This is a genomic window from Serratia sp. K1WW1 (assembly GCF_055790865.1).
Genome location: NZ_CM147697.1, coordinates 3778489 through 3795080, shown reverse-complemented (window position 1 = coordinate 3795080; position 16592 = coordinate 3778489). Strand labels below are relative to the sequence as shown.

14 protein-coding genes are annotated in these 16592 nt (G+C 53.7%); 12 read left to right on the top strand and 2 right to left on the bottom strand.

The annotated features are described in order from the left end of the window. The first annotated feature begins 113 nt into the window (after positions 1-113). From aroA to lpxK, 7 genes are all read left to right on the top strand, one after another. Positions 114-1400, top strand: a complete 1287-nt coding sequence (gene aroA, locus ACX9GU_RS17200) for a 3-phosphoshikimate 1-carboxyvinyltransferase (protein ID WP_473192330.1) — start codon at positions 114-116, stop codon at positions 1398-1400. A 192-nt stretch (positions 1401-1592) separates the two neighbouring features. Next, positions 1593-2282: a (d)CMP kinase gene (gene cmk, locus ACX9GU_RS17195; protein WP_021804920.1), complete on the top strand. Its 690-nt coding sequence runs from the start codon at positions 1593-1595 to the stop codon at positions 2280-2282. Between the two features lie 191 nt (positions 2283-2473). Next, positions 2474-4150: a 30S ribosomal protein S1 gene (gene rpsA, locus ACX9GU_RS17190; protein WP_021804919.1), complete on the top strand. Its 1677-nt coding sequence runs from the start codon at positions 2474-2476 to the stop codon at positions 4148-4150. A gap of 63 nt (positions 4151-4213) precedes the next feature. Then, a complete protein-coding gene (gene ihfB, locus ACX9GU_RS17185) occupies positions 4214-4498 on the top strand; it encodes an integration host factor subunit beta (RefSeq protein WP_004928264.1) in 285 nt (94 codons plus the stop codon). Between the two features lie 288 nt (positions 4499-4786). Then, positions 4787-7018, top strand: coding sequence for a ComEC family protein (locus ACX9GU_RS17180; RefSeq protein ID WP_473195208.1), 2232 nt, complete (start codon positions 4787-4789; stop codon positions 7016-7018). A 35-nt stretch (positions 7019-7053) separates the two neighbouring features. Continuing rightward, complete coding sequence (gene msbA / locus ACX9GU_RS17175; RefSeq protein ID WP_024484602.1) at positions 7054-8799, top strand: lipid A ABC transporter ATP-binding protein/permease MsbA; 1746 nt, start codon at positions 7054-7056, stop codon at positions 8797-8799. Then, on the top strand, positions 8799-9776 hold the full coding sequence (gene lpxK / locus ACX9GU_RS17170; protein ID WP_473192329.1) for a tetraacyldisaccharide 4'-kinase: 978 nt from the start codon (positions 8799-8801) through the stop codon (positions 9774-9776). The genes msbA and lpxK overlap by 1 nt, the downstream gene beginning before the upstream one ends. 1 nt (position 9777) lies before the next feature. Here lpxK and hglS read toward each other — a convergent pair whose 3' ends face one another. Next, entirely contained in the window at positions 9778-11184 is a 1407-nt protein-coding gene (hglS, locus tag ACX9GU_RS17165) for a 2-oxoadipate dioxygenase/decarboxylase HglS (protein ID WP_473192328.1), read from the bottom strand. 517 nt (positions 11185-11701) lie between these two features. Here hglS and cspE point away from each other — a divergent pair. The 3 genes from cspE (at position 11702) to ACX9GU_RS17150 (ending at position 13724) form a co-directional block, all read left to right on the top strand. Then, positions 11702-11911 (top strand): transcription antiterminator/RNA stability regulator CspE, encoded by a 210-nt coding sequence (gene cspE / locus ACX9GU_RS17160; RefSeq protein WP_021804914.1) that lies wholly within the window; start codon positions 11702-11704, stop codon positions 11909-11911. A 221-nt stretch (positions 11912-12132) separates the two neighbouring features. Next, positions 12133-12354: a cold-shock protein gene (locus ACX9GU_RS17155; RefSeq protein WP_021804913.1), complete on the top strand. Its 222-nt coding sequence runs from the start codon at positions 12133-12135 to the stop codon at positions 12352-12354. 110 nt (positions 12355-12464) lie between these two features. Next, positions 12465-13724 carry a winged helix-turn-helix domain-containing protein gene (locus ACX9GU_RS17150; RefSeq protein ID WP_473192327.1) on the top strand — a complete coding sequence of 420 codons (1260 nt, stop codon included), beginning with the start codon at positions 12465-12467 and terminating at the stop codon, positions 13722-13724. A gap of 370 nt (positions 13725-14094) precedes the next feature. Here ACX9GU_RS17150 and ACX9GU_RS17145 read toward each other — a convergent pair whose 3' ends face one another. Then, positions 14095-15054, bottom strand: coding sequence for an IS110 family RNA-guided transposase (locus ACX9GU_RS17145; protein WP_473192326.1), 960 nt, complete (start codon positions 15052-15054; stop codon positions 14095-14097). Between the two features lie 499 nt (positions 15055-15553). Here ACX9GU_RS17145 and ACX9GU_RS17140 point away from each other — a divergent pair, with 499 nt between their 5' ends. Continuing rightward, positions 15554-15736 (top strand): Trm112 family protein, encoded by a 183-nt coding sequence (locus tag ACX9GU_RS17140; RefSeq protein WP_021804911.1) that lies wholly within the window; start codon positions 15554-15556, stop codon positions 15734-15736. Further along, the gene (gene kdsB, locus ACX9GU_RS17135) at positions 15733-16482 is read left to right on the top strand and encodes a 3-deoxy-manno-octulosonate cytidylyltransferase (protein WP_024530368.1); all 750 of its coding nucleotides are present in this window, start codon (positions 15733-15735) and stop codon (positions 16480-16482) included. Before ACX9GU_RS17140 ends, kdsB begins: the two co-directional genes overlap by 4 nt. Positions 16483-16592: the final 110 nt, after the last annotated feature.

Genomic DNA, 16592 nt, shown 5'->3' with positions numbered 1-16592 from the left:
CCACCGCCCGTATTGAACGGGCGGTCGTACCGCTGTTGTCCTTTTGCATTAAAGCGGCTCCGGCATTATCCCGGGGCCGTTTCGTTTATCAGATTCTGGAGAGTTTTGTTCACATGGTGGATTCCCTGACGTTACAACCGGTTGCTTTGGTCGATGGCACCGTCAACTTACCCGGCTCCAAGAGCGTATCCAATCGGGCTTTGCTACTGGCTGCGCTGGCGCGGGGAACGACCCGGCTGACCAACCTGCTGGACAGCGACGACGTGCGTCATATGCTGAATGCCTTGCAGGCGCTGGGGGTGAGTTACCAGCTCTCCGACGATCGCACCACCTGTTCCGTTGAGGGCAACGCTGGCCCGTTGGTTGCCACGCAGCCGTTGGAGCTGTTCCTCGGTAATGCCGGTACGGCAATGCGTCCATTAGCGGCGGCACTGTGCCTGGGAGAGGGCGACGTGGTGTTGACCGGCGAACCACGCATGAAAGAGCGCCCGATCGGCCATCTGGTGGATGCCTTACGCCAGGGCGGGGCGCAAATTGATTACCTTGAACAAACCGATTATCCACCTGTGCGCCTGCGTGGCGGTTTCCGCGGCGGCGATGTCAGCGTCGACGGCAGCGTATCCAGCCAGTTCCTGACCGCCTTGCTGATGATGGCACCGTTGGCGGCCCAAGACACCGCTATCCATATTTTGGGTGAGCTGGTTTCCAAACCTTATATCGATATTACCCTGCACCTGATGAGTACTTTCGGTGTTGAAGTCACGCACGATAACTATCGCGTGTTCCATATTCGTGGGCAGCAGACTTACCGTTCGCCAGGTGACTATCTGGTGGAAGGCGATGCCTCTTCGGCATCCTATTTCCTGGCCGCTGCGGCGATTAAGGGCGGCACGGTGCGTGTCACCGGTATCGGTAAGAAAAGCGTACAGGGCGATACCAAATTTGCCGACGTGCTGGAAAAAATGGGTGCGCGCATCACCTGGGGCGATGACTTTATCGAGTGTAGCCGCGGTGAGCTCAAAGGCATCGATATGGACATGAACCATATTCCAGATGCGGCGATGACCATTGCCACCACCGCGCTGTTCGCGACCGGGCCGACCACCATCCGCAATATCTACAACTGGCGGGTCAAAGAAACCGACCGTCTGGCGGCGATGGCAGCAGAACTACGCAAAGTTGGCGCCGAAGTGGATGAAGGTGAGGATTACATTCACGTCGTACCGCCAAGCAAGCTGCAGTTCGCGGAGATCGGCACGTACAACGATCACCGTATGGCGATGTGCTTCTCGCTGGTGGCGCTGTCCGATACGCCGGTGACCATTCTTGATCCGAAGTGTACCGCCAAGACCTTCCCGGACTATTTTGAGCAGTTGGCGCGTATCAGCCAGTTGGCCTAATCTTCTCTATATCCGTTATCAATGGGCCTCGTTTGAGGCCTTTTTTGCGATTAGTGCCCATCTTTTCGGCAATCAGACAGTTCGCGGTAACAGTAAACTCCACAGGCGCGTATAATACGCCCCCGAATCTGCTCCTACTTGGGCAGACAGCAGGGCGTGTTCCTGTGAGGTTCCTACCTGAAGGAGAGAGAAATGACGGCTACAGTTCCGGTGATAACCGTTGATGGACCAAGTGGTGCAGGCAAAGGCACGCTGTGCAAGGCGCTGGCAGAATCCCTTGGTTGGCGTTTGCTGGATTCCGGCGCGATTTATCGCGTACTGGCCCTGGCAGCGTTGCACCATCAGGTGGATATCACCTCTGAAGAGGCGTTAGTCCCCTTGGCCGCCCATCTCGACGTCCGCTTTGTTGCTCAGGACGGCAAGCTGCAGGTTATTTTAGAAGGTGAGGACGTCAGTAATGAGATCCGCACCGAAACCGTTGGCAATACGGCTTCGCAAACGGCCGCATTCCCACGAGTTCGTGAGGCGCTGCTGCGCCGCCAACGCGCATTTCGCGAGGCACCGGGCCTGATCGCCGATGGCCGTGACATGGGCACGGTGGTGTTCCCGGATGCGCCGGTTAAAATTTTCCTTGACGCCAGTTCCGAAGAGCGTGCGCATCGTCGTATGCTACAGTTGCAGGAAAAGGGCTTTAATGTTAACTTTGAACGTCTTTTAGCCGAGATAAAGGAACGGGATGACCGTGACCGTAATCGGGCTATTGCGCCACTGGTACCGGCTCTCGATGCCCTCGTGTTGGATTCTACCAGCATGTCGATCGAGGAAGTGATCCAGCGGGCGTTGGCATATGCACATGAAGTTTTGGCGTTGCCGCAGCAATAAGCGCGGCGGCGTTTTTAGCTTTTTGTCATATTTGTCATCGTACTGCATAGCAGTAACTGAATATATCGGGTAAAATTTTACCCCTGTAACCTAAACCTTGTCGGCAGGAAGCCAATGGCAAGGTATGTGAAACAACCCCATTCGGCGGGATGCTAAATGGACGTTAAACTATAGAACCCTGAAGATTAAACATGACTGAATCTTTCGCTCAACTCTTTGAAGAATCCCTGAAAACAATCGAAACCCGTCCGGGTTCCATCGTTCGTGGTGTTGTTGTTGCTATCGATAAAGATGTCGTACTGGTTGACGCCGGTCTGAAATCTGAATCTGCCATCCCGGCTGAGCAATTCAAAAACGCCCAGGGCGAGCTGGAAATCCAGGTTGGTGACGAAGTTGACGTTGCGCTGGACGCTGTTGAAGATGGCTTCGGTGAAACTCTGCTGTCCCGTGAGAAAGCTAAGCGTCACGAAGCTTGGATCACACTGGAAAAAGCTTACGAAGAAGCTGAAACTGTCGTCGGTGTTATCAACGGCAAAGTTAAGGGTGGCTTCACTGTAGAGCTGAACGGTATTCGTGCGTTCCTGCCAGGTTCCCTGGTTGACGTGCGTCCAGTTCGCGACACTCTGCACCTGGAAGGCAAAGAGCTTGAGTTCAAAGTCATCAAGCTGGATCAGAAGCGCAACAACGTTGTTGTTTCTCGTCGTGCAGTAATCGAATCCGAAAACAGCGCAGAGCGCGATCAACTGCTGGAAAACCTGCAGGAAGGCATGGAAGTTAAAGGTATCGTTAAGAACCTCACTGACTACGGTGCATTCGTGGATCTGGGCGGCGTTGACGGCCTGCTGCACATCACTGACATGGCTTGGAAACGCGTTAAGCACCCAAGCGAAATTGTCAACGTGGGCGACGAAATCACTGTCAAGGTGCTGAAGTTCGACCGCGAGCGTACTCGTGTATCTCTGGGCCTGAAGCAACTGGGCGAAGATCCATGGGTTGCTATCGCTAAACGTTACCCAGAAGGCACCAAGCTGACGGGTCGTGTTACCAACCTGACTGATTACGGCTGCTTCGTGGAAATCGAAGAAGGCGTTGAAGGTCTGGTACACGTTTCTGAAATGGATTGGACCAACAAAAACATCCATCCGTCCAAAGTTGTTAACGTGGGCGATGTAGTGGAAGTGATGGTTCTGGACATCGATGAAGAACGTCGTCGTATCTCCCTGGGCCTGAAGCAGTGCAAAAACAACCCATGGCAGCAGTTCGCAGAAACCCACAACAAGGGCGACCGCGTTGAAGGTAAAATCAAGTCTATCACTGACTTCGGTATCTTCATCGGCCTGGACGGCGGCATCGACGGCCTGGTTCACCTGTCTGACATCTCCTGGAACGTTGCAGGCGAAGAAGCAGTTCGTGAATACAAGAAAGGCGACGAAATCGCAGCTGTGGTTCTGCAAGTTGACGCAGAGCGCGAGCGTATCTCCCTGGGCGTGAAGCAACTGGCTGAAGATCCGTTCAATAACTACCTGTCTATGAACAAGAAAGGTACTATTGTTACTGGTAAAGTCACTGCAGTTGACGCCAAAGGTGCTACAGTTGAATTAGCAGGCGGCGTAGAAGGTTACCTGCGTGCTTCTGAAGCCTCTCGCGACCGTATTGAAGACGCAACTCTGGTTCTGAACGTTGGTGACGAAGTTGAAGCTAAATTCACTGGCGTTGACCGTAAGAACCGCGTTGTAAGCCTGTCCGTCCGTGCGAAGGACGAAGCTGACGAGAAAGATGCAATCGCTACGGTTAACAACACCAAGCCGGAAGAAAGCAACTTCTCTAACGCTATGGCTGAAGCCTTCAAAGCGGCTAAAGGCGAGTAATGACGGGGGGGCGGTTTCTGACCGCCCCGATACGGTAGTTTAGCTGCAAAGCTTGGAGGAACTATGACCAAGTCTGAACTTATTGAAAGACTTGCTGGCCAGCAATCTCATATTCCGGCGAAGGCCGTTGAGGATGCAGTGAAAGAGATGCTCGAACATATGGCAGCTACGCTAGCCGAGGGTGAGCGCATCGAGATCCGCGGATTCGGCAGTTTTTCTCTTCACTACCGTGCTCCGCGCGTCGGCCGTAACCCTAAAACGGGTGATAAAGTTGAGTTGGACGGCAAGTACGTCCCTCACTTCAAGCCAGGTAAAGAGTTACGTGACCGTGCCAATATCTATGGCTAGTCGCTGACCACCCATAGTGTTGTTGCTTGTAAAGAATATAAAACGGTGCCTTAGGGTGCCGTTTTTTTTCGCCTGAAAACCCTCCCATACCTGCCAAAATTTGCGCTCCGCTCCGCAACCTTGCCTGTAAATGCCAAATAGCCAACCGAATGTTTACGACCTCCTTTCCTGAGTAGCAACCCGCAACTGGCGGTTATTCGTCTGAGAAGTCACATTTGTTGCAGGATAAACTTGGCAAGGAGCGCGGAAATCAGGATCTCACTGGATAGGGCCGCCATCGCTTTGGTGATGGGGATGCTGCCGATACTGTTTTTGCCCCACTTACCGTCGTGGCCTTTATTGGTAGGGCTGGCCGTTGCGGCTTTATGGCTCTGGCGATATAAGCCGAATCCATGGCGCCAGGCACTATGCTGCTGCTTGCTGGGCTTTATCTACGCCACCGGTAGTGCCAGCCTGTTGATGCAGCAAGTTGCAACGTTGACGACCAGCGGCGATAAAGCCGTGATTGCTTCCGTGCGTAGCATTTGGCTGAACGGGGCTGAAACGCCACAGGTGCAACTGCGTATTGAGCAGGTAAGCGGGCGATGGCTGGTTCCTGCGTTGTCCTTTACGGCAAACTGGCGCGGCGAAAAGCCCTGTGCAGGGCAACGTTGGGCGATGAAGGTGCGCTTTCGCCCGGTACACAGCAACTTGAATGAAGGTGGCTTTGACGGGCAGCGTTGGGCCATTGCTAATCGGCAACCGTTGCGTGGCTTTGTACGTTCCGCAACGGCACTGGATAAGGGCTGCAACTGGCGCCAACAGTTCGTCAAACAGAGGGATCAATCACTCAGGCCGCTGACGCAACGCCCGGTGTTGCTGGCGCTGGCGTTTGGCGAACGCTCGCTGATGAGTAATGAACTGCGTGGGCAACTGATGAAAACCGGCGTGGCTCACCTGATGGCGATTTCTGGCCTGCATATTTCCCTGGCCGCTGCCTTTGCCTGGGGGCTGGCGCGTGGCGTGCAGTTTTTATTGCCCGCGCGTTACATCGGCTACCGTTTGCCGCTGGTTGTCAGTTGGTTGATGGCGCTGTGCTATGTGTGGTTGGCAGGTGGGCAACCTCCGGCAATGAGGGCCTTTATTGCCTTGTCTCTGTGGCTTTGGCTGCGCCTCAAAGGAGTTTCCTGCACTTCCTGGCAAATCTGGCTGTGGTGTATCAGCCTGCTGTTGCTGTGCGATCCTATGTCGGTGCTTTCGGACAGCTTCTGGCTCTCCGCCCTGGCGGTTGCGGCCTTAATCTTTTGGTTCGAATGGGCACCGTTGCCCAGACGCTTCAACACTTCTTGGGGTTGGGCACCTGTGCGTTGGCTACACATGCAACTAGGGATGACGCTGTTGCTGATGCCGTTACAATTTGGCCTGTTCCATGGCTTGAGCTGGACATCGTTACCCGCCAACCTTTGGGCGGTGCCGATCGTTTCTCTGCTGTCGGTTCCGTTGATATTGTTGGCATTGATGCTGTTTTTTATTCCGCCAGTAAGCCACTGGTGTTGGCAATTGGCCGATCTTACCGTCAGTTGGGCCTTGTGGCCGCTTCCCGGGCTTGAGCAAGGGTGGCTACAGGTTGGGGCTGCCTTGCTGCAATTTAGCGCCCTTGGGTGGTTAGCCGTGGTTTGCTGGCGTTTTCGCTGGTGGTATCACTTTCCTGTTGGTTGTGCCGTTGTGGTGCTAGGTTGCCTATTCTGGCGGGAAAGATCGCCAGATTATCGCTGGCGGGTCGATATGCTCGACGTAGGGCACGGCCTGGCGGTGGTGATCGAGCGGGAAGGAAAGGCCGTCATCTTTGATACGGGCAACCGTTGGCAAGCCTCCAGCGCGGCAGAGCGCAACATTTTGCCATTCCTGCGCTGGCGGCAGATCTCGCTGGAGCAAATCGTTATCAGCCATAGCCATCTGGATCATATCGGCGGCTTGCCGGTACTCGAAGCGGCGTTTCCACAGGCCAGCGTGCGTACGCCGATCGTTAACGTTGGCCACCTGCCTTGCGTACAAGGGCAGCGATGGGTGTGGCGAGAGCTAAACTTTCAGGTGTTGTGGCCTCCTGCAAGGGTGGATTATGCCGCTAACGATGATTCCTGCGTAGTGCGTGTCGATGACGGCAAGTTCAGCCTGTTGCTGACGGGTGATATTGAACGCCGGGCCGAGCAGGCATTGCTGAAACAACGTGCGAATTTACCCAGCACTATCCTTCAGGTGCCACATCACGGCAGCAAGACATCTTCAACGCCGCCATTTTTGCGTGCCGTTGCCCCCGAGCTGGCGTTTGCCTCGGCATCCCGCTATAACGCCTGGCGGTTACCGGCAGCAAAAATAGTCAAACGCTATCGGGAAAATCATATTCCCTGGCGTGACACGGCCCGCTCAGGGCAGCTCAGCGTGTTTTTTTATCGTCATGATTGGCAAGTTAAAGGCTTTCGCGAACAACTAAATCCACGTTGGTATCATCAGCGGTTTGGCGTTGAGGGGGATAATGAGTAGAATGGGCCGCTATTTCTTCCGATGCTGGTATTTGCATGATGAATGATAAAGATCTGTCCACCTGGCAGACGTTCCGCCGCCTCTGGCCGATGATCACACCGTTTAAAACCGGGCTGGTGGTCGCCGCCATTGCGCTGGTTTTAAACGCCGCGGGGGATACGTTGATGCTGTCCCTGCTCAAACCGTTATTAGACGACTTTGGTAAAGCCGATAGCCGAGTCTTGCATTGGATGCCGTTGGTCGTGATTGGCCTGATGCTGATGCGTGGCATCACCAGCTATGTCTCCAGCTACTGTATTTCCTGGGTGTCTGGCATGGTGGTAATGCAGATGCGCCGCCGTCTGTTCGGCCATATGATGCGAATGCCGGTGGCCTTTTTTGACCAGCAATCAACAGGAACTCTGCTTTCACGTATTACCTACGACTCGGAACAGGTAGCTTCATCCTCTTCCAGCGCGTTGGTTACCGTGGTGCGTGAAGGGGCCTCGATCATCGGCCTGTTCATCATGATGTTTTATTACAGCTGGCAGCTTTCGCTGATCCTGATCGTGCTGGCACCGATCGTCTCCTTCGCGATCCGCCTGGTCTCCAAACGTTTCCGCAATATCAGTAAAAATATGCAAAACACCATGGGGCAGGTGACGACCAGTGCAGAACAGATGCTGAAAGGGCATAAAGAAGTGCTGATCTTTGGTGGCCAACAGGTGGAAACCGAGCGCTTCAACACCGTCAGTAACCGCATGCGCCAGCAGGGGATGAAGCTGGTTTCGGCTTCTTCTATTGCCGATCCTATTATTCAGTTGATCGCCTCATTGGCATTGGCGTTTGTGCTGTTTGCAGCAAGCTTCCCTAGCGTGATGGATACGCTGACAGCCGGTACCATTACCGTGGTGTTTTCCGCCATGATTGCCTTGATGCGCCCACTGAAATCCTTGACCAACGTGAATGCCCAGTTCCAACGCGGCATGGCGGCTTGCCAGACGTTGTTCTCGATCCTGGATTTGGAACAGGAAAAGGATACCGGTACTCGCCAGGTTGAGCGTGCCAAAGGCGATATCGAATTCCGTAATGTGACCTTCGCCTATCCGGGGCGCGAGATCCCAGCGCTGCGTGATATCAATCTGAGCATTTCAGAAGGTAAAACGGTGGCGTTGGTTGGCCGTTCTGGTTCGGGTAAATCGACGATAGCCAACCTGTTGACGCGCTTCTACGACGTGCAGGAAGGGCAGATCCTGATGGATGGTCACGATCTGCGGGAATATACCCTGGCCTCGCTGCGCGATCAGGTTGCCCTGGTCTCACAGAACGTCCACCTGTTCAATGACACCATTGCCAACAACATTGCCTATGCTCGTGAAGAGCGCTACAGCCGTGAAGAGATCGAGAAAGCTGCGCGCATGGCCTATGCCACCGACTTCATTGATAAAATGGAACATGGTCTGGATACGGTGATCGGTGAGAACGGCGTGATGCTTTCCGGTGGCCAGCGTCAGCGTATTGCCATCGCTCGGGCCTTGCTGCGAGATTGCCCAATCCTGATCCTGGATGAAGCCACCTCCGCGCTGGATACCGAATCCGAGCGTGCGATCCAGGCGGCCTTGGACGAGCTGCAGAAAAACCGTACCTCATTGGTGATTGCCCACCGTCTGTCGACTATCGAGAAAGCCGATGAGATCCTGGTGGTTGAAGATGGGCGTATCGTTGAACGTGGCCAGCATGCCGAGTTGATCGAGCAGAAAGGGGCTTACGCACAACTTCACCGCATGCAGTTTGGTCAGTAATGATAGAGCGCATCTGGTCCGGTAGTTCACTGGTTTACCTGCTGCTGTTGCCGCTCTCCTGGCTGTATGGCCTGGTGAGCGGTCTGATCCGCCTTAGCTACCTCTGTGGCTTGCGCAAGAGTTGGCGCGCGCCGGTGCCGGTGGTTATCGTGGGGAACCTCACTGCGGGGGGCAACGGTAAAACACCGATGGTTATCTGGTTGGTTGAACAGCTGCAACAGCGTGGCTACCGGGTCGGCGTGGTTTCCAGAGGTTACGGCGGCAAGTCGGCGGTCTATCCGCTGGTGCTGGATGCTCAGACTACCACCCGGCAGGCCGGTGATGAACCCGTGCTGATCTTTCAGCGCACCGGGGCACCGGTGGCTATTTCGCCAAAGCGCGCCGAAGCGGTGCAAGCCTTGTTGAATCAGGGCGAGCTTGATTTGATCATCACCGACGATGGCCTCCAGCACTATGCTTTACAGCGTGATTTTGAGCTGGTGGTGATCGATGGCGTTCGTCGCTTCGGCAATGGCTGGTGGCTACCCGCTGGCCCAATGCGTGAGCGTGTATCCCGCTTAAAGACTGTGGATGCCTGTGTGGCAAATGGCGGTGTTGCCCAGCCGGGGGAAATCGCCATGAGGCTCCAGGCGCAGGATGCGGTGAATATCGCCAGCGGTGAGCGCCGCCCGGCGATCGAATTGCCCCACGTGGTGGCGATGGCAGGGATCGGTCATCCTCCAAGATTTTTCGCCACGCTAGAAAAGTTGGGGGTTGAAGTCGATCGCGAGGTTGCTTTTGCCGATCACCAGGAATACAACCACGGGCAGTTAGCCGCATTGGCGAGCCAAGGCCAAACGCTGCTGATGACCGAGAAGGATGCGGTGAAATGCCGTGCATTTGCCCAGCCTGACTGGTGGTATTTACCGGTTGAAGCGGTACTTCCCACCGAGCAGGCCGAGCAACTGTTGCAAGGAATTCAGAAGTTAATCAAATAATCTAAGCTTCCAAAGCGTGCAAGCCCAAGGCTTGCGCGCAAGCTTGCAGTGAGCGCTGCTGCGTTTGCTGATAAAGCGCTAACTCATCGATCACGCCTGCCCCTAATGCCTGTTCAAACGCCGCACGGCTTGATGAGGCCGCGTATTGCGCATGGCGGCTCCCCCCCAGATTAGACTGAAAAATTCCGGCGGCGCTGACCGGCAGGAAATCTTCATACACCAACGGCTGGAAGCGGATGTAGTCCAGTGCGATGAGCTGTTCGAGCGTGCTGTGCTGCTCAATGGTCTCTTTAGCCGCCAGCCCGCATTCGGTAGGGAAATAGCGGAACCAGGCTAATTGCTGCACGCGTAGTGTATTGTAATCATCCGGGAAGGCCTGGAAATGCTCAGCCAGCAGTTGATAATAGCGTGGAGCATTATCTTCCGTAGCCGGAACCTGTAATGCATCCTGGGCGGCCTGCAGCAGGCGATCGTAAAGCGTTCGCCCTTTGGCGGTCAGGGCTACGCCCCGTTGCTCAATTTCACCGAAACGCGCGGTATGATGGCCCACAACCTGATGACCATCGGGTTCGATAAACAGGACTTGTTCCTCTAACGCTTTGAAACTGGTCTGGCGTAGAAGAATAGGGCAGTTGCGTGTAGGTGGGCCTTCGATCACCGCTTTAGGCGGGATCCCGCGTTCTGGCATTGCCGCCTGTACTCGATCGATATCCAGCGTTCTTGGCGTCAGATGGTTGATATGCGGCCCTTTGAAGGCGACGATATCGGCGATCAGGCGATGTTGATTGTGCAACTGTTGATACTCGCTGGCGCTGACGGTGGCCAAGCGGTGCCAACGGAAGGTTTCGAGCGCCTGGGCAACGAATTCTTGCGCCTGTTCGGCATCCAGCCCGCCCTGAACTTCATGTAACGCTATCAGCTCCAAAGCCCGCTCGGTAAAAATGCAGCGGCGATCCAGCAGCCGTTGTGCCAGCTCGCGTAGCGCCACATTCTCAATCAGTTCCAGCCGTAGTAACGAAGTAAAGATGCGAAACGGGCTGACTTGCAGATCGGCTTCATGTACGGCACGAAAGGCGGTGGAGTGGACAGGGACGCCAGCAGCGGTGAGATCGTAATAACCCACCGGAGACATGCCCATGACGGTAAACAGTCGTTGTAAGGTCTGCAATTCAGCTGCCGTGCCGACCCGGATAGCGCCGTGGCGTTCCATCGATAATCGACCGATTTCACCGGTAATCTGTAACCCATGTGCCAAGGCTGAATCTTTACTCAGCACCTCCCGATTGGTTTCAGCGACCAGTTCGATCAAGTCACCGTACAGTGGCACCTCTTGTTGATACATGGCCGACATTGCCAGGGAAAATTTGGCGCGAATGTCATTCGGCGAGACGAAGTGCTGGTCGATCATACTGCTAGCTCCTTAGCTCAATAAAATCTGAAAAATGCGGTTTAGGCCGCCAATAGTGCTGGCCAGATGACACCTCACCGTGTTTTTGACTCAAGTCTAGTCAGTTGGTTCGTGATTTGTTATCGATTGGCTAACGATATTAGTGTTTTATGCGTTGGCTCTCATTTACAGGTATAACCCCAAGTGGTGAGTGATGAGCGAGATGCTCCTTCGATGAGCTAAAAATAAGAGGAATTTAAACCAGTAAAATCAGTCTGATAGGAATATTCTGGGCGGATATAGCTAAAAAGTGTGATAAACCTCTTGTCTTGATGATGAGTTTATGAGTAAATGCATACCGGCCTGTGATGCAGCGCTATTTATGTACGAGTATAGATTAAGTAGTTCCTCCCAAGACGTTATCATCTGATTCCGCTTCAAAGACGAACCTTCTAAGTACCTCCCATAAGTAATGATTCTGAAAAACGGCCAAATTGCCATAGGGCAGGTTTTTGTAAATATTTAAAAGGTAATAGTAATGTCTAAGAAGACTGGTCAGGTTAAGTGGTTCAACGAAAGTAAAGGTTTTGGTTTCATTGAACAACAAGATGGCGGCAAAGATGTATTCGTACACTTCTCTGCAATCATGACCGAAGGTTTCAAGACTCTGGCAGAAGGCCAGCGTGTTGAGTATACCATTCAGGACAGCCCGCGCGGGCCGGCTGCCGCCAACGTTGTTGCTCTGTAAGTTTACAGGAAATAGCGTATAGAGAGCTTGATACAACCATAATGACGCGTTAATGCTGAGTTATGCGGAAGATATTAAGCTCAAACAGCCCGCCGCAGTGCGGGTTTTTTAATTTTTGCTCACGAGAGGTTTGTTACGAAAAACTTTAGGATGGGCTGGTAGCGTCCACACAATAACAAAAATAACGTTGTGAAGGATGCTCAAGTGAAAGGATATAAAATATGTTTAAGAATACAATGCTAAAAATGGGCCAAGTGAAATGGTTTGATCAGGCTCAAGGCTATGGTGTTATTTCACCGGTCGATGGTAGTGACGAAATTTATGTTAGCCGCCGTGCTATCGCCAATACCAAGAACAAGTCATTAAACGAAGGTCAGAACGTCGAGTTCTCGATTTATCGTAGCTCTCACGGGCTGTCAGCGGCAGACGTTATCGCGTTCTGACCCAAACTTTCCTCGCCAGTGCCGGTGCCGCCACCCCATGCACTGGCGAAGAAAATTTCTCCAGGATCCTCTATCATCAGGCCATTGCTCAATGACCCTTGGATATCAGGATGCCAATCCCCGTTATTTCGCTTTCCTCTGCACGCGCGCTTCATCTTGCCGCCCAAGGGCTGCTCTCCCCAATTAAACGCCAGGCTTGCCCCGATGATGTGATTACCGCCATCGATCGTATGGGGTTGCTGCAAATTGACACCATCAGCGTGGTGGCCCGCAGCCCTTACCTGGTGCTGTTCAGTCGCTTGGGCGATTATCGGCCAGAATGGCTGGAACAGGCCTTGGCTAGTCGCAAACTGTTTGAGTACTGGGCGCACGAAGCCTGTTTTCTCCCTATCGATGACTTTGGTCTGTTACGCCACCGCATGCTGCAACCGCAGGGGATGGGGTGGAAATACTCGCAGGAATGGGTGCAGCAGCACCAACAGGCTATCGATGAACTGCTACAGCATATCGCGGTAAAGGGGCCGGTGCGTTCGGCCGATTTTAGCGCCGAAAAGAAAGGCGCTAACGGCTGGTGGGATTGGAAGCCGGAAAAGCGTCATCTGGAAATTCTGTTTACCTCTGGCAAGTTGATGGTGGCTGAACGCCGTAATTTTCACCGTGTCTACGATCTCACCGAACGTTTATTGCCGCAGTGGGATGATGATGTGCATGCCTTACCTCAGGCGACGGCGCAGCAACAGATGCTAAGCCGCAGTTGCCGCTATCTCGGCGTGTTTAAAGCCGAATGGTTGGCAGATTATTACCGCTTGAAACGCGTCGCCCCCAAACCATTGCTCACAATGTTATTACAGCAGGGAGAGATCTCCCAGATCGCTATCGACGGGCTGGAAGGGGAATTTTATGTCCATCAGTCGCTGGCAGCCGAGTTGGCGCTGGCGGAACAAGGGAAGTTGAAGTCCACGGTAACCTGCCTGCTGTCTCCTTTTGATCCGGTGGTGTGGGATCGGCTGCGTGCTCTGGAACTGTTCAACTTTGACTATCGGTTGGAATGTTACACGCCAAAAGAAAAACGCCAGTACGGCTATTTCACCTTGCCGCTGTTGCAGCGGGGCGAACTGATTGGCCGGGTAGATGCGAAAATGCACCGCAAGCAGGGTGTGTTTGAAGTAATCAGTTTCCATCTTGAATCTGGGGTCAAGCTGGGTAAGCAGCGTTGCCAGGATATGCGTCAGGCAATCACCCGTACGGCGAAATGGCACGGGGCGCAGCAGGTCTCGCTAGGAGATGTCCCCGCATCGCTGGCAGCAGAGTGGGGGCAAGGCTGGGAAGTCCCCTCACCCCAACCCTCTCCCACAGGGAGAGGGAGCTGAAAGTTCCTGCTCTGCTGGGAGACAGAAGATAATCTCGGCAAATGTGGGGGATCCTTCATGTTTTGTAGGAGCGGGTATGGAGATGTGATCAGGTGTAGAAATTAATCCGTAACGGGCTGATGTAGAGGACGAATGCAGGAGCTAAGTTGTGGCACGTTCAGTCCCCACAGGGAGAGGGAGCTGAACGTCCCTGCTCAGTTGGGAGACAGAAGATAATCTCACCAAATGTTGGGATCCTTCATGTTCTGTAGGAGCTGGTATCAGGTACGGATTTTAATCTGTAACAGAATCAATGTTGAAAATGGGTGCTGCAATTAAGTTGTGGCACGTTCGGTCCCCTCTCCCTTTGGGAGAGATACCGTCTTGTCGGCTATCCGGCAAGCGGTATTTCCGCATTAAATACCTTTCCTGATTTCACCACACCATAGGCCAGTTGCAGCAGTTTTCGCATCGCCGCACACACTCTCTCTTTGCCCGACTTCCCACGCAACTTCAGCCTTTCTGTCAAGTCCTTAACCACAACATTGTATTGGCCTGCTACTACCGCTGGCATGTATAACGCGCTTCGTAGCTCACTGTGTCCCACTTTCGATAACCGGCTTTTCCCTTTAAACATCCCCGACTCACATCGCTGTGGATTCAGTCCTGCGTACGCCACCAGGGCCTTGCTGCTGGTGAACCGACGCAGGTTTCCAGCAAAGGCCAGCAGGCTGGAGCTCAGCATCTCTCCCACCCCTGGGATGCTTTTTAGCAACTCGCTGTCCCGTTTCAGGTCAGGGTTATCATCGATGTGCTGACTGATTCTCTTCTTCGTTTCTCGTATCAGTTCATCCAACGTGGCGATGTGTTCATTGAGTGAAGGGACGATGACCGCTTCTGCCACCTCCAGGCGATTTTCTTCCATCTGACGCATCTCTTCCAGGTTCTTAAGATGCCTGACCAACGCGGTCAACTGGCGTTCGCTCAATGGGGCTGGGAACCACGGGTCAGGCTGATGCAGTGCGCAGTAGCGGGCTATCATCGCTGCATCGCTTTTGTCCGTTTTGTTCCGGGTCAGTTCTGTATTGCCGAAGGAATGGATACACGCCGGGTTCATCAGACTGACGTGGTAGTTGTTGTCTGCCAGATAAGTGGCCAGTTCCGTGCTGTAGCTCCCAGTGGCTTCCATGCAGACATGACAGTCGCCAAAGCGGCTCAACCAGGCCGCGAACTCGCGGCATCCAGAAGGGGTATTGGCAAACTTTTTGGTTTTATACTTCTGATTTTCCAGCAGTACGGCGACATCAAACTTGAGTTTGGCGATATCAACGCCGACAGGGGTTCTGCGCATTATGGCACTCCATAACCATGTCTGTAATTTATCGCCGGACCATCCTTATATGTGGGTGCTCATAGGCACAGGATACCGTTCGGTCTACAAGGCGACAGGGAAATAGACAGTTGGGGCACAATCTCTCCCACGGGCTCATAGGCACTAGGGTTAGGAGGAGCTCACCAACTATCTCCCGATGATCAGTCGGGGATCTTCTCCGCTAAGGCGGAGAAGATCAAGACATAAGGGTTAGGGTGAGGGCGGGGCGTTTTCAGTTGCTGTAGTTGGCAAACAGCGCGATGATTTTATGAAGACGTTTGATCATTTGCAGGTTCTCATTTTTTTGTGATGTGAGTCACAAAAAATTCTACGCCTGCTAATGGAGTGATTCAACCCCCGCAGAAAAATTTCCCGTTCGGCAACCGTCTCAGCAAATCAGGCGGTGATTAACCGGCCCTATGGCGTTATGCTATCCTCACGCACTTTCCCTGTTAGCATATCTTCCCCTGGAGGAAGCATGGATCACCGTTTACTCGAAATCATTGCCTGCCCGGTTTGCAACGGTAAGCTCTATTTCAACAAAGAACATCAGGAACTGGTCTGCAAACTGGACGGCCTGGCCTACCCATTACGTGATGGTATTCCGGTATTGCTGGAAAACGAAGCGCGCACCATCCCACTGGACGAGAAACACGCATGAGTTTTATCGCTATCATCCCGGCGCGCTATGCGTCCACCCGCTTGCCGGGTAAACCGTTGGCGGATATCCACGGTAAGCCGATGGTGGTGCATGTGATGGAACGAGCCCGTGAATCAGGGGCTTCCCGCGTGATTGTCGCCACCGATCACCCAGAGGTGGCCAAAGCGGTCGAGGCTGCCGGCGGTGAAGTTTGCATGACCAGCCCGGACCACCATTCCGGCACCGAACGCCTGGCGGAAGTGATCGAAAAATGTGGCTTTGCCGATGATGAAATCATTGTCAATGTGCAAGGCGATGAGCCGATGATCCCGCCGGTTATCGTGCGTCAGGTGGCAGAAAACCTGGCGGCCAGTAGCGCAGGGATGGCCACGCTGGCGGTACCGATCGAAACCGCAGAAGAAGCCTTCAACCCGAATGCGGTCAAGGTGGTGATGGATGCGCAAGGCTATGCGCTCTATTTCTCACGTGCCACCATCCCTTGGGATCGTGAGCGTTTTGCTCAGTCAAAAGAGAGTATTGGTAACAGCCTGCTGCGACATATCGGGATTTATGCCTACCGTGCCGGTTTTGTCCGCCGCTACGTCAGTTGGCAACCAAGCCAGCTGGAACAGATTGAACTGCTGGAGCAGTTGCGTGTGCTGTGGTACGGCGAAAAGATCCACGTCGCGGTGGCGCAGGCCATTCCGAGCGTCGGTGTCGATACCCCGGAAGACTTGCAACGAGTGCGGGACAGCATCAAGCGTTGAGTCATCTATTGGCCGGAGACCCCGGCCATCTCAATTCCCTGATTTACCCTTTTTATTGATCTGCATTGAAGAATTTCTCCGCTCACCGTTCAATGATGACAGTTGCTTAT

What these genes read in the sequence shown, in the direction of transcription:
- aroA (WP_473192330.1), top strand. Translation starts at nt 114, where the DNA reads ATGGTGGATTCCCTGACGTTACAACCGGTTGCTTTGGTCGATGGCACC.
- cmk (WP_021804920.1), top strand. Translation starts at nt 1,593, where the DNA reads ATGACGGCTACAGTTCCGGTGATAACCGTTGATGGACCAAGTGGTGCA.
- rpsA (WP_021804919.1), top strand. Translation starts at nt 2,474, where the DNA reads ATGACTGAATCTTTCGCTCAACTCTTTGAAGAATCCCTGAAAACAATC.
- ihfB (WP_004928264.1), top strand. Translation starts at nt 4,214, where the DNA reads ATGACCAAGTCTGAACTTATTGAAAGACTTGCTGGCCAGCAATCTCAT.
- ACX9GU_RS17180 (WP_473195208.1), top strand. Translation starts at nt 4,787, where the DNA reads ATGGGGATGCTGCCGATACTGTTTTTGCCCCACTTACCGTCGTGGCCT.
- msbA (WP_024484602.1), top strand. Translation starts at nt 7,054, where the DNA reads ATGATGAATGATAAAGATCTGTCCACCTGGCAGACGTTCCGCCGCCTC.
- lpxK (WP_473192329.1), top strand. Translation starts at nt 8,799, where the DNA reads ATGATAGAGCGCATCTGGTCCGGTAGTTCACTGGTTTACCTGCTGCTG.
- hglS (WP_473192328.1), bottom strand. Translation starts at nt 11,184, where the DNA reads ATGATCGACCAGCACTTCGTCTCGCCGAATGACATTCGCGCCAAATTT.
- cspE (WP_021804914.1), top strand. Translation starts at nt 11,702, where the DNA reads ATGTCTAAGAAGACTGGTCAGGTTAAGTGGTTCAACGAAAGTAAAGGT.
- ACX9GU_RS17155 (WP_021804913.1), top strand. Translation starts at nt 12,133, where the DNA reads ATGTTTAAGAATACAATGCTAAAAATGGGCCAAGTGAAATGGTTTGAT.
- ACX9GU_RS17150 (WP_473192327.1), top strand. Translation starts at nt 12,465, where the DNA reads ATGCCAATCCCCGTTATTTCGCTTTCCTCTGCACGCGCGCTTCATCTT.
- ACX9GU_RS17145 (WP_473192326.1), bottom strand. Translation starts at nt 15,054, where the DNA reads ATGCGCAGAACCCCTGTCGGCGTTGATATCGCCAAACTCAAGTTTGAT.
- ACX9GU_RS17140 (WP_021804911.1), top strand. Translation starts at nt 15,554, where the DNA reads ATGGATCACCGTTTACTCGAAATCATTGCCTGCCCGGTTTGCAACGGT.
- kdsB (WP_024530368.1), top strand. Translation starts at nt 15,733, where the DNA reads ATGAGTTTTATCGCTATCATCCCGGCGCGCTATGCGTCCACCCGCTTG.